The sequence below is a fragment of the Porphyromonas sp. C0041D3 genome (genome assembly GCF_056590575.1).
On record NZ_JBWPWJ010000001.1, the window covers coordinates 26,050 to 38,063 of the forward strand.

The following is a 12,014-nucleotide window of genomic DNA, read 5'->3' on the forward strand; positions in this document are numbered from 1 at the left end:
AGCCGAGCTGTCAGAGCGAACCCTCAAAGAGGGAGTCCACGAACTCCTCCTTATTGAAGAGCTGCAGGTCGGTCATCTGCTCTCCGAGACCGATATACTTGACCGGGATCTTGAATTGGTCCGAAATACCAATCACCACCCCACCCTTGGCAGTACCATCCAGCTTGGTGATGGCGAGGGTATTGACGTCGGTCGCCTCAGTAAATTGCTTGGCCTGCTCAAAGGCATTCTGCCCGGTGGAGCCGTCCAGCACCAGCAGGATCTCCTGCGGTGCCTCCGGATGAACCTTCTGCACCACTTTGCGGATCTTCGAGAGCTCATTCATCAACCCCACCCTATTGTGAAGCCTCCCGGCGGTGTCGATGATGATCACGTCTGCACCATTGGCCTTGCCGTGCTCGACGGTATCGTAGGCAACGGAGGCCGGGTCGGAGCCCATCTTCTGCTTGATGACCGGGACACCGACGCGCTCTCCCCAGATCTCCAGCTGCTCAATGGCCGCAGCGCGGAAGGTGTCTGCAGCCCCCAGCACCACATTAAGCCCTTCACTCTTATACTGATAGGCGAGCTTGCCGACGGTGGTGGTCTTACCCACGCCATTGACCCCCACGACAAGGATCACGTAGGGCTTGACCTGCTTGGAGAGGTCAAAGGAGGTGCCATCCTCCGTCTCATTCTCAGCCAAGAGCGCTGCGATCTCCTCCTTAAGCAGTCGATTGAGCTCCCCGGTGCCCACATACTTATCCTGAGCGACACGCTTCTCGATCCGGTCAATGATCTTCAGCGTCGTCTCCACGCCCACGTCACTGGTGATGAGTGTCTCCTCGAGCTTGTCAAGTACTTCGTCATCCACCTTGGACTTCCCCGCTACGGAGTGGGAGAGCTTGTCGAAGAAGCTCTGCTTCGTCTTCTCCAGACCGGTGTCCAGTGTCTCTTTCTTTTTCTTAGAGAATAATCCAAAAAATCCCATCGCTCAATATCTTTAATCCATTCTTGTCTTGTAATCCTCATAGCCATAAGCTCGCAGCAGCTCCGGCGTACCATCACTGTGGAGTAGGTAAATAGAGGGGTGAGAGATGCCATTGAACATAGTCGTCTTCACCGTCGTGTAGTGTATCATATCCTCGAATATCAGCCGCTCCCCCACCATCGGCTCATGGTCGAGGTACCAGTCGCCCATCACATCCCCGCTGAGGCAGCTGTTGCCACCCACACGGTAAGGGCCATAGGCATACTCCTCGTCTTGCACCATGGAGGCTCCCCGGATGACAGGTTGATATGGCATCTCGAGGCAGTCGGGCATATGGCAGGAGAAGGAGGCATCAATCATCAGGGTGGTGACTCCACCATGGGTCACCCTGTCGAGGATCGTCGTGATGAGTGGTCCGGTCTGCCAAGCAAAGGCGCTCCCCGGCTCCAGGATCACCTGCAGGTGAGGATAGCACCGGTGGAAGTCCGTGAGGAGCTTGATCAGCAGCTCCACGTCGTAGTCCTTCCGCGTCATCAGGTGACCGCCCCCAAAATTGACCCACTTAGCTCGCTCAAGATAGCGACCAAACTTCTCCTCGATCACGCTCAGCGAACGCGCAAAGGTGTGCGAGTCGTCCTCGCAGTGCGAGTGGATGTGGATCCCCTCGATCCCGGCCGGCAGTTCGTCAGGCAGGTCAGCAAGCGGCACGCCCAGTCTCGAGTCCGGTGAGGCGGGATTGTAGAGGTCGGTCTCGATCTCGCTGTACTCAGGATTGAGCCTAAGACCACAACTGATCGGATGCCCAACATAGTCACGGACCGTGGGATACCAGCGGTCAAATTGGGAGAGAGAATTGAAGGTGATATGACTGCTGCATCGCAGGATCTCCTCCATCTCATCCGGTCGATAGACCGGAGCATAGGTATGGGTCAGAGAGCCCATCTCCTCGTAGCCCAGTCTCGCCTCAGAGAGGGAGCTGGCAGTAGTGCCACTGATGTATTCCCTAAATATCGGGAAGGTCTTCCAGAGGGCAAAAGCCTTAAAGGCAAGTATGATCTCCACGTCCGCCTCGACCGACACGCGACGTATCAGCTCCAGATTACGCCTCAGGAGCGTCTCCTCCATCACATACGATGGAGATGGTATATTGTGATAGCATTCCTTCATTACTCAAAGGTACCAATTTATTGAGGTCGCCCCATAAGAGGTCACCCCACGTGCTGAAAAAGCCTGCAGGACACACCTATATAAAGTCAATCAGCGGTGTGCTTTTTTCAGGAGAAGACACCATCAATCTAATACCGATATTAGTCTTCTCTAATACCGATATTAGTGATCTCTAATATCGGTAAAAGAATTGAGCCTGACGTTGGGGGATTTTCCGTCGTCTGCCAACAGACTCTCGATGGGCTAATAGACATCTCCTCTGCAGCAGAGGTATAAGAATTCGGTCAGTGAGAAAGAATTGCTTATTTTTGTCTCAGTAAAGAACAATTACCCTTTGCCATCATCTAAATCAACCATCTTTTTATGAGTCACACATTAGATAATATCGACATCAAGATCCTTAAGGAGCTTCAGCAAAATGGGAAGATGACCACTAAGGAGCTTGCCAACCGCGTCGGGCTATCTCAGTCACCGGTCTTTGAGCGACAGCGCAAGCTGGAGCAGGAGGGATACATCGTGAGGTACGCTGCCATCTTGAGCCCTCAGAAGACGGGAAATAACATCCAGGTGTGGTGCAACATCAAGCTTAAGAAGCACGCACAGGAGATGGGACAGGACTTCATGAGCAAGATCGTCGACTTCGACGAGGTGGTTGAGTGCTACAATACTTCGGGGGACTACGACTTTATGGTGAAGATCCTTGTACACGATATGTCAGAGTACCAAAATTTTGTACTCAACAAGCTCGGCACAATCGACAGCATCGGCAGTCTCGACAGTGTCTTCGTGCTGGGAGTAGTCAAGCAGACACCGGCTCTCCCGCTGAAGAATATTGATGAGTGAGAGTCCCCGACTCAGGGGTGGAGGGTCAGCAGTAGCATAGCACCGTAGGAAGACTTGCGGTAGGGGTACTGCCTACCCGTGACGAGGGGGATACGTATATCCTCTCTCCAAAACCCTCTGATGGAGAGGTTCCGAGAGCAGTGATAGTCCAGCGTCAGTCTTAGGCTGTGGGTGTCAAGTCCCCGCAGCCTGTTTTGAGTGGAGCGTCTGAGGTCTGCCTCCTCCAGCGATGTGTGCGTAAAGGAGTACCCAAGGCTACTCTCGAGGCTGGTAGAGGTGGAGGACAGCAAGGGGAGGCTCGACCGAATGAGGGGAGGAAGCTTGAGCTGATATCGGAGTGAGACGTCACACCTCCGATCGGTTTGGGAGAGGAGTCTGAGACTCTCCGTGAGGATGGAGTGCGACTTACTGAGGACATACGCTGCTGAGAGCGTGAGGCTCTTGCCGACGGAGGTGTCAAGCCCCAGCAGAGGGCTGAAGAGATCGGTGGTGGTGATCGTCTGAAGATCGTATGGTGTGCTGCTCCAGGTGTCGCTCCTCAGGCGGTAATCGGGCAGCTCGAGGAGCCCTCTGTACTGATGCTTGATCAGGAGTCGGGGTGTAAGCGATCGCACGGCGTCAGAGAGCGAAGCGAGGTCGATCGTAAGGAGCCAATTGGGGAGAAGATTGATCGATGAGGGTAAGCCCCGCTGCATTTTGGGACTGACGAGATATCCGGATGCGAAGCGGTCAATGGCCTGCTCGGTGGTTGGGTTTTCCGCCAACTCTCTTAACAGTCGCTCTGTCCGATCACCTCGAAGCCCAATGGTGGACATCGTGAGCCGTCCGCTCATATCGACTACATCACCGGTGATGCTGCTACATATATAGGAGTTGCTCTTCGTCTGAGTGAGGAAGAGCTCTACAGAAAGTCCTCGGACCGGTTGCAGGCTCAGAGCGCAGGAGAGATCGTCCTTGACAAAGTAGGAAGGAAGGCGACTGAGAGAGCTATCGTCCATTATCCAGCGAGACCTTACCGCATGACCTATCTCACCTGCGTAGTCGCTGATGCTAAGCATGTAGCCGATCGTGGGAGACAGGACTTCTCCCTGATGACCAAAGCCAAAGATCTTGCCTACCTCTGGCAGGAAGCCGGGGATCATACTCCCGGCATCATGACTGTATCTCAGCCGCAGCTCCCCCACCCGCTTGGATACCTTACTAAGGTCGTACCGGGCTTGGAGATCAAGACGTCCATTATTCTTGATGGTGTGCCCACTCGACCTGTTGCCCACTACCACACCCCGTCTCCAGCTGTAGTCTCCGCTATAGGATAGACTGGCGTACAGCGGGGTCAGAAGGGAGTGTCGCATACTCGGGGTATGGAGAGTGATGCTATAGCGCCCCTGATACCTATCAGTGGTGCCGAGTGAGGCAATGGAGCGGAGGATCCGGTCCGTGAATAGCCGAAAAGAGAGGTCACTCTCCCCTCGGGCGACCACCTCAGGAGGGATATTGTCGATGAGGGCGAAAGTATTGCTTTGGATGGTGAGTGAGCCAAAGTCGACAGGCGACCACTTGATGGCCAGAGATCGGTCCCAGAGCCAATTCCGATAGACCTGAGCAGACTGCTCCTTCTCCTCACCGGGTGTGGGCATAAGGGACGTATTATCCACCCGACTCCAGCCACTATGGAGCCTGAGGTAATCCCCATCCCCCCCCTCCGCGCGGTAGTCTATGGTGGTGTGCATCCGTCTATTCTTCTCCTCTATCACCTGGGGATCCTTACGCTGATGATGGGTGAGGTCGTAGGAGAAAGTGAGATCGGACCTTGACTTCCCGCCCGAGGTGAGTGGTTCTCCATCGGGACTGACTCTCCAATTGGTGAGGCTGAGATGATCCGCTCGCTCGAGGTAAATGGGCTCCCTCCCCCGATAGGGCAGATCGGTGTCGTAGGGGTCATAGTGCGGTGTCTTTTTATTCTCAAGCAACGTGTAACGGACAGGCGCTTGGACGCCCCACTCCCGGGGTAGGAGCTTGCCCAGCTCCAGCATAGTCTCCAGGTCAATATAGGTTTGTGTGAGTTGCTGCCGGAGGCGGGCATCATTGCGTATGTCGCCATAGCCACCGGACTGACCACCGACCTTAATACTAGCTGAACCTAGATCGGAGAGTGTCGCCTGTACATCAGCGAGCCAAGCGCTGCCACCCATTTGGCCAGCTCCTGAGACGGTGAGATCATTGATCCACACCTCTGCACTGATGCGCCCACTGCTCCGGTTTCGAACGCCGATCAAGATAGCTGAGAGGTTGCCGAGGGAGGGATAGCCCTTGATCGAGACTCTGCCTCTTGTGTAGAGCTCCTTCTTATCAAGAGCCCCCTGAGAGGCACGCTCCTGCTTCAGTCCGGTCAATTCGCTAAGATCGATCTGTAGGACATTGGAGAGGGGCCAGATTAAGTCCTGCTTCTCCGAGGTGCTCATCCCACTGTAGTCTCTCCTTGGGGTCACCATCAGGGGGAGACGATACTCGTAGTAATTGGCAGAGTAGTCCGATCCCAGCCGGATAAAGAGCTCGAGATCCCGATCCCTCACTTCTCCCTCGGCATGGGTATGGAGGGTGAGATACCGGTAGTGGCGCAGGTCAAGATCGGTAGACCGATAGACCGCTGCCACCTCGTCCTTCTCCATAGTGGGGATCGAGAGGGCAAGCGCCTTCTCATCATAGCGAGCTAAGGAAAGGGTGCCACGCCTTTGGCCACGGACTACCCCCTTAGGGGAGACGTAGGGAATGGGTGATCTGCCCGAGTCCTCCTCGAGGCTGTGGGTCTGCAGGGTCAGCTCAGCATTGGACCGGTCGGGATCGATGACCGAGGTGTAGCGTTGCCAGGGTGAGGAGATGAGCCGGAGGGAGGCGCACCTGAGGTGTATCGGCTTATCGAAGTGCTGTAGAGTGAGCCGAATCGCCTCGATATCCTGCATCGTGGGGTGAGCACCGGAGGTAGCATCGTACTTGGAGAGCGGGATGGTAAGCTTGACCCACCTCGAGGAGCGCCCATCCTCCTCCCGGATCTCCACCTCACCGGAGTACCACTTCCCTCCGGGACGGAGCGCCTCCTTAGTCACCGACAGATGATAGCGAAAGTAGCCATCAGTAGTGGATAGTACGCCATCTCCATTGAGGTCCTCGCTATCCGGTAGATCGGTGCGTGCCGACTGGTGCCCTTGGATGAGCCGAGGCAACGAATTTCCCTCCGTACCATTGATATACTTATACCTGCTCGGAATGTCCGCCTCCACCCTGTCCCAGTGGTCCCCGAGGTAGAAGTGGTAGTCATCACCGGAGGGGTCCCCAAGTGGCGAACCGGGAAGCTGTACTCCTTCCACACTCCAAGCCTGCGGATCAATGTGGGTAGTGACAGACTTGAGATACGAGGCAAAGAGGACCTGCTCATCCGACGAGGAAATACCGTCCAAGCCGACATCCTGCTCCTCGATGCCCTGAGAGGAGAAAGAGCGAGACGAAGGGAGCGTCTCCGAGCGCCGACCATGGGGGGTAGTCACCTTGGGGAGGTCACTCTCAAAGTCGAGAGCGCCATCCGGGATGATCTCCTCAGAAAATCTACCAAGATCGACCATCAAATCCCCCTCCGGGGCATCAGGACGAATGGAGAAAGGATCCAAAACCCAGAGCTCAATGGAGGTGATACGCTCCTTCTCCAAGTCCCTTATCTCCAGAGTGGATACGATGGAAGCCCAGTTGTCGTGAGGTCGAGCAAGCTTGCCATCCGACGTCCAGCCATCTGTGCGGTAGTTGTAGGGGCCCCGCTCATCCGGATAGTACGAGAGGTTTAGCATCTCGATAATCTGAGTGGTCAGCTGATCGAGGTCTCTGCCGGGGAAGAGCTCCTCGACTCGATACTCGCGCACGAGGGGACTTTGTCTCAGGTCAGGGCGTCTGCTGAGCCCGGTCGGCTGACCGGGTGCCCCCTCTCGGACCAAGAGAGGGTCGACATTGAACCACGCCAAGTGGGCTCTGTAATCGGGACTGCTCTCTCTCAGTGTCGACAGTTGCCACCGCAGAGAGGAAGTCAGGTCGACAGCCGTGCCACCGTCCTCAAAGTCGTCCACGACAATTGCCTCTCTGCCACCGGAGGTGTTGTAGTCCGAGATCAAGTGGGTGTAAGCCATCTTTGCTCTGAGCGAAACGGGGATCTCCTCCGAGACGGTTGCAAAGCGGGAGAGCCATCGGGACAGCTTTCGAGAGGAGAAGTCGTACGTGAGGTGGGTACCCAGGATCGTATTTCGCAAGTCTTCCTGACCGATCCGCATCTTTTCTCCCCCGCTATCCTCCACGTAACCATATAGGCTGGCTCCGAGGGTCAGGCGGTAAGCAAGTGCAAGCTCAGCCTCAAGTCCGAAGAGGGACTTCCGCTTGACCTCTGTCTGCGACTCCTGAGGGATGGTGATCTCTATCGGCTCGTCTGAGGTGCTTAGGACTCTCAACTCGCCCTGGTCGTAGTCGACTGTAAAGTCCGCCCCCTCAATCAGCGCTCGTCCGCCCTGCGTCGCAGTAATACTTCCCCTCGGGATGCGGTGACCGATCTTGACCGTCTCTTGCGACCTCGCCGAGACCGATCCTGTGATCCTAAATCGATCCAGATCCTGACGCTCCTTGGCCCTCGTCGGGCTCTCAGTATATAGATCCTCATAGGGCTCATACCCATCGGGGAGGGATCGAAACGGCTCTCTCCTCGGGATGAAAAGTGTGCCCATCTCCTCGCTCACCGTCACGCCCGGAGTGTAGTCCAGACTCCCATCACTCACCCCACCTATGCCCCTACTGTCCCGCACATCCAAGCCCATCCACTTCATCCAAGTCTCTCCGGATGGTGTCATCTCTGTAGCCACACCGGTGCTGGGCTCCAAGTAGCTCAGCTTCACGTCTAAGTCCTCAGCACCATCGAGTCGACCGGTTGCTCCGATGGAGTAGCCATTCTTCATCATCAGCACCCAAAGGTCGGATGAGGGGGACTTGTCCCGATCTGCCAGAAGTGCTGCGGTGATCGTACCCGAACTATCTGCATCGAAGGAGCCGACACGGATCCTCTTCCCCTGATACTGGTACTCGTAGGAGACAGCGAGCCGCTTGCTGTCCGAGAGGGGAAACCTGAGCGAGATGAAGCCGAGGATCGGATTGACCTCGTAGCTCTCCTCATCCAGTCGCACGGCATAGGGAATCTCGGACACCTCTCCCTGGCCCTGACCCTCCGGTGGGGTCTCCTTCTCCATACTCAGAGACCGATAAGCAGCCACTCTGTGTGCTCTGCCACCATTATCCGTAGTGCCGGCTGACTCGATCCAGACGGAGACGCGCAAGATCTTGATGTCGCTCTCCACCAACGGCAACTCCCGCAGCGCCTTATCGTATTTCTTTGCAAAAAACTCCGACAGGAAGAAATGCTTATTGACCTCATAGTCGGAGCTTTTCAGCTCAAAGGGGTACACCTGCTTACCCCGTCTGATGGTCATCCGCCTGACATTATCCCTCTGTATCGAGGTGAGGAAGCGTAGCTGCAGAGGCCCCGCCCAGAGGTCACCCGAGACGCCGAAGAGGTTGGACGGGGTGGAGATGAGTGGGTTGTGGCTTCGATAAGAAATGTTGCCCGCTTGGAGGGACTGAAGCATCTCGTACTTCCCTCCCTTATACCCGAGGCGCAGTCTATTCTTGGATGAGCTGAGACTCCTATCGGTATTGTAGTCAAGGTCGAGCCACAGGCGGTCACCATACCTCACATTGGCGTGCAGATTGCTCTGCTGCTCCAGTATCGGCATTGTCCTCTTGCGATAGCTCTGAGGCAGGAGAGGATTATCCTCCCATATCGTTGACCTGCCGGCCGAGAGGGTGATCGAGCCATTCGTCACAACTCTGAGCCGGGGAGGGGCGTTTCTCACGCTATCGCTCGGTAGCTGCTGTGCGAGTGCTGATGCCGAGAGCAGCAGTCCGGCCACGCAGAGCATGAGGTTCAGGCAGCCCTTCATCGGAAGTCGATAGGATGATTAGAGCATCTGCAGACCTCGACGGATGATGTCATTGACGCTCATATCAGGATCCTCCTTGACAAGCATGGCGATCACCTTATGAGCCATAGCCTTGGTGTATCCCAGCGTGACAAAAGCCTGCTCCGCCTCCTCGTAGAGCTCCCTCCTCGCCAGTGGTACCGCCTTGTCATCCCGCGTAAGATCCTTCGCATCGATGAAGTCAGCCATCTCAGCGACCACCTTGTCCTTAAGATCAAGTATCGCCCGCTTAGCAGTCTTGGCCCCAATCCCCTTGACCCCCTGCAGGGACCTGTCGTCTCCGGCCGCGATAATAGAGACCAGCTCCTTAGGGGTAAAAGTGCTGAGGATAAGTCGCCCTGTGGCAGGTCCTATGCCGGAAACCCCGATCAGGAGACGAAAGATCTGTCTCTCACTCTGGTCAAGAAAGCCATAGAGCTCGAACGCATCCTCACGGATGACCTCATGGACAAAGAGCCGAACCTCTCCAGCCCCAATACGGTCCAGAGCGTTGTAGGTATTGAGGGTGATATTGAGCAGGTACCCTATGCCACCTGCCTCCACGACAACAGATGCCGGATTCTTGGAGAAAAGTTTTCCGTAGATGTACTCAATCATGGTGGAAAGGTACAAAAAAAAGGAAGCCTAGCCAGCCCAGAAAGTGAAGCCCCTCGAATGAGACCTAAGTCAACATCCAAGGGGCTTCGGGGGAGGGAGTGGCGCGACTTGGAATTGAACCAAGGACACATGGATTTTCAGTCCATTGCTCTACCACTGAGCTACCGCGCCATTTGTGCTATACGAGAGGTGTACTCCTCGTTTTTGCACTGCAAAGGTAAGATAAAAATTTGGATTAGCAAGCACCTTTTCGTCCTCACCACCTCTCACCGACCTGAGGAAAGTGCCGACCCAGCCTGTACAAGCCTCGACCGACCGGACCATAAAATGTTATAACTACCTAAAGATGACGCCTCTTCCCGGATCCAAAGGAAATCGAGACCCTTGAAAGCAATAAAAAAGGTATATTTGCCAGCGTATTTGATCACCTAAGGAAACGACTACCAAGTCATGACGACAACTCTCATACTTACACTTGCCCTCGTAGGAATAGCCGTGCTACTCTTGGGGGTGCGGGTGTTTTTCGTGAAAGGTGGAGAGTTCCCTAAGACCGAGATAGAGGATCAGCCTGCACTTCGTGCTAAGGGCCTCGTCTGCGGCAATAAGATCACCGCTCTTGAGATGAAGCATCGGAACCTATACGATCGCATCAGCGAGGGTCAGGAGCTCCCGGACGACTAAGACCTCCATCCACTTTGATTGATCACACCTACATCTCTTATCATACAGTCATTCTCCAAAACCAATAATTCTCAAAGGAGTTATCTCGGGCATCTCTGCCCAACAGCTCCCAGTATTTCATCAATGAAGAACTCTACAAATACCATCATCACCGTCATCTTGGCGGTAGCAGTAGTTGCACTTTTTGTGCTTCACTTCGCAGACAAGCCCAAAACTCCCAAGATGGCACCTATGCCTACCGGCGACTCTACCGTCGTCATGCCGATAGCTTACGTCACCATTGACAGCCTGATGACCCAGTACAACTATGCCAAGGACGTCAATGACAAGCTTATGGCATCCGCTGAGACCAAGCAGGCAAACCTCAACGCTCAGGGTCGTCAGCTCGAGAAGGAGATGCAGGACTTTCAGTACAAGATGAATAACAACGCCTTCTTCAGCCAAGAGCGTGCCGAGCGAGAGTATCAGAGACTTGCAAAGAAGCAGCAGGACTTCCAGCAGCTCCAGCAGAAGCTCTCAGGTGAACTGATGGAGGAGCAGGCGAAGACGATGAAGTCGCTCTCCGACACCATCTGGTCTCAGATACGCACCTACAATGAGCTCCACGGGCACTATCAGATGATCCTCACCAACCAAGGTGGCTCGATCATCTACTCGGTACCTATGTACGACATCACTGAGGAGGTGGTCAAGTATCTCAACGATCAGTACGACCCCTCTAAGAGCACCGCAGAGAAGGAGGATACTGACAAGAAGTAAGCCCCCTTTACGTTGCCCCCTACCCTTATCAAGGATGGGCTGACTATCTAAAAGCAAGTCCCACAGTGCTCCTCTTGACGGATCTCTGTGGGACTTTTTTCCGAGCAAAAGAAGAAGGGTATGAGATACTTCCTCTACATAGCATACGACGGCACCGATTTCCTCGGCTGGCAATCACAGCCCGAGGGACGCACCGTGCAGGGGGAGCTGGAGCAGAGGCTCAGCACGATGCTTCGCCACCCCATATCCATCACGGGGGCGGGGAGGACCGACACTGGGGTGCACGCGAGCCGGATGGTTTGTCATCTGGACCTCGACCTGTCGGGCAGAGAGATGGAGGAGATGACCTATCGTCTGCGACGCTTCCTCCCCCCCGACATTGCCTTACTGGAGGTCAGGCGTGTGACCGCAGATGCCCATGCCCGATTTGATGCGATCAGTCGCCGGTACGGATACCACGTAAGGACCACAGCCTCACCCTTTACCCGGAAATACTGTACCCTTGTGCCCGAGTCGCTGGACTTTGAGGCTATGAACCAAGCGGCCACTTATCTCATCGGAGAGCACGACTTTACGACTTTCTCCAAGAAGCACTCTCAGGTCAGGACGCACAACTGTATCGTCACAGAGGCGAAGTGGGAGCGTGACCCCTCTTTTGGTGAGTGTTGCTACACCTTTCACATCACGGCCAACCGCTTTCTGAGAAATATGGTTCGCGGCATAGTGGGGACACTATTTGAGGTTGGGCGTGGAAAGATGGATCCATCGGACTTCGGAGATCTCTTAGCAGCACGTGACAGATCCCTCTGCGGGTCATCTGCGCCGAGTGAGGGACTCTTCTTAGAGGAGGTGACTTACCCGGAGTCCATTTTCCTCTCAGATGCCGGGCCAGAGGCGCCACTCCAGGATACTCCCAAGGAGTGAAAAATGAGTACCTT

General features: G+C 55.1%; 8 protein-coding genes and 1 tRNA gene. 4 read left to right on the forward strand and 5 right to left on the reverse strand.

The features are described 5' to 3' along the window. Positions 1 to 10: 10 nt before the first annotated feature. Positions 11 to 970: a signal recognition particle-docking protein FtsY gene (ftsY, locus tag AC1EKE_RS00095; RefSeq protein ID WP_070467172.1), complete on the reverse strand. Its 960-nt coding sequence runs from the start codon at positions 968 to 970 to the stop codon at positions 11 to 13. Positions 971 to 982: 12 nt separating this feature from the next. Next, the gene (gene nspC, locus AC1EKE_RS00100; protein ID WP_480307387.1) at positions 983 to 2,137 is read right to left on the reverse strand and encodes a carboxynorspermidine decarboxylase; all 1,155 of its coding nucleotides are present in this window, start codon (positions 2,135 to 2,137) and stop codon (positions 983 to 985) included. 363 nt (positions 2,138 to 2,500) lie between these two features. Between nspC and AC1EKE_RS00105 the strand changes: the two genes are divergently transcribed. After that, positions 2,501 to 2,980 carry an Lrp/AsnC family transcriptional regulator gene (locus AC1EKE_RS00105; RefSeq protein WP_070467169.1) on the forward strand — a complete coding sequence of 160 codons (480 nt, stop codon included), beginning with the start codon at positions 2,501 to 2,503 and terminating at the stop codon, positions 2,978 to 2,980. 11 nt (positions 2,981 to 2,991) lie between these two features. Here the strand turns inward: AC1EKE_RS00105 and sov are convergent, their stop codons facing one another. From sov to AC1EKE_RS00120, 3 genes are all read right to left on the reverse strand, one after another. Next, positions 2,992 to 9,000 (reverse strand): T9SS outer membrane translocon Sov/SprA, encoded by a 6,009-nt coding sequence (gene sov / locus AC1EKE_RS00110; RefSeq protein WP_480307389.1) that lies wholly within the window; start codon positions 8,998 to 9,000, stop codon positions 2,992 to 2,994. 18 nt (positions 9,001 to 9,018) lie between these two features. Beyond that, positions 9,019 to 9,636, reverse strand: a complete 618-nt coding sequence (ruvA, locus tag AC1EKE_RS00115; protein ID WP_480307390.1) for a Holliday junction branch migration protein RuvA — start codon at positions 9,634 to 9,636, stop codon at positions 9,019 to 9,021. Positions 9,637 to 9,735: 99 nt separating this feature from the next. Beyond that, positions 9,736 to 9,807, reverse strand: a tRNA-Phe gene (locus AC1EKE_RS00120). 279 nt (positions 9,808 to 10,086) lie between these two features. Here AC1EKE_RS00120 and AC1EKE_RS00125 point away from each other — a divergent pair. The 3 genes from AC1EKE_RS00125 to truA all read left to right on the forward strand — a co-directional run bounded on the left by AC1EKE_RS00125 (position 10,087) and on the right by truA (position 12,000). Beyond that, positions 10,087 to 10,317: a hypothetical protein gene (locus AC1EKE_RS00125; protein WP_296164685.1), complete on the forward strand. Its 231-nt coding sequence runs from the start codon at positions 10,087 to 10,089 to the stop codon at positions 10,315 to 10,317. Between the two features lie 123 nt (positions 10,318 to 10,440). Next, positions 10,441 to 11,076 (forward strand): OmpH/Skp family outer membrane protein, encoded by a 636-nt coding sequence (locus AC1EKE_RS00130; RefSeq protein ID WP_297126780.1) that lies wholly within the window; start codon positions 10,441 to 10,443, stop codon positions 11,074 to 11,076. A gap of 120 nt (positions 11,077 to 11,196) precedes the next feature. Continuing rightward, positions 11,197 to 12,000 (forward strand): tRNA pseudouridine(38-40) synthase TruA, encoded by an 804-nt coding sequence (gene truA / locus AC1EKE_RS00135; RefSeq protein ID WP_480307393.1) that lies wholly within the window; start codon positions 11,197 to 11,199, stop codon positions 11,998 to 12,000. The last annotated feature ends 14 nt before the right edge of the window (positions 12,001 to 12,014 follow it).

Excerpts from the sequence above, each read along its gene's own strand:
- truA (WP_480307393.1), top strand. The coding sequence starts at position 11,197 with ATGAGATACTTCCTCTACATAGCATACGACGGCACCGATTTCCTCGGC.
- ftsY (WP_070467172.1), bottom strand. The coding sequence starts at position 970 with ATGGGATTTTTTGGATTATTCTCTAAGAAAAAGAAAGAGACACTGGAC.
- sov (WP_480307389.1), bottom strand. The coding sequence starts at position 9,000 with ATGAAGGGCTGCCTGAACCTCATGCTCTGCGTGGCCGGACTGCTGCTC.
- nspC (WP_480307387.1), bottom strand. The coding sequence starts at position 2,137 with ATGAAGGAATGCTATCACAATATACCATCTCCATCGTATGTGATGGAG.
- ruvA (WP_480307390.1), bottom strand. The coding sequence starts at position 9,636 with ATGATTGAGTACATCTACGGAAAACTTTTCTCCAAGAATCCGGCATCT.
- AC1EKE_RS00105 (WP_070467169.1), top strand. The coding sequence starts at position 2,501 with ATGAGTCACACATTAGATAATATCGACATCAAGATCCTTAAGGAGCTT.
- AC1EKE_RS00130 (WP_297126780.1), top strand. The coding sequence starts at position 10,441 with ATGAAGAACTCTACAAATACCATCATCACCGTCATCTTGGCGGTAGCA.
- AC1EKE_RS00125 (WP_296164685.1), top strand. The coding sequence starts at position 10,087 with ATGACGACAACTCTCATACTTACACTTGCCCTCGTAGGAATAGCCGTG.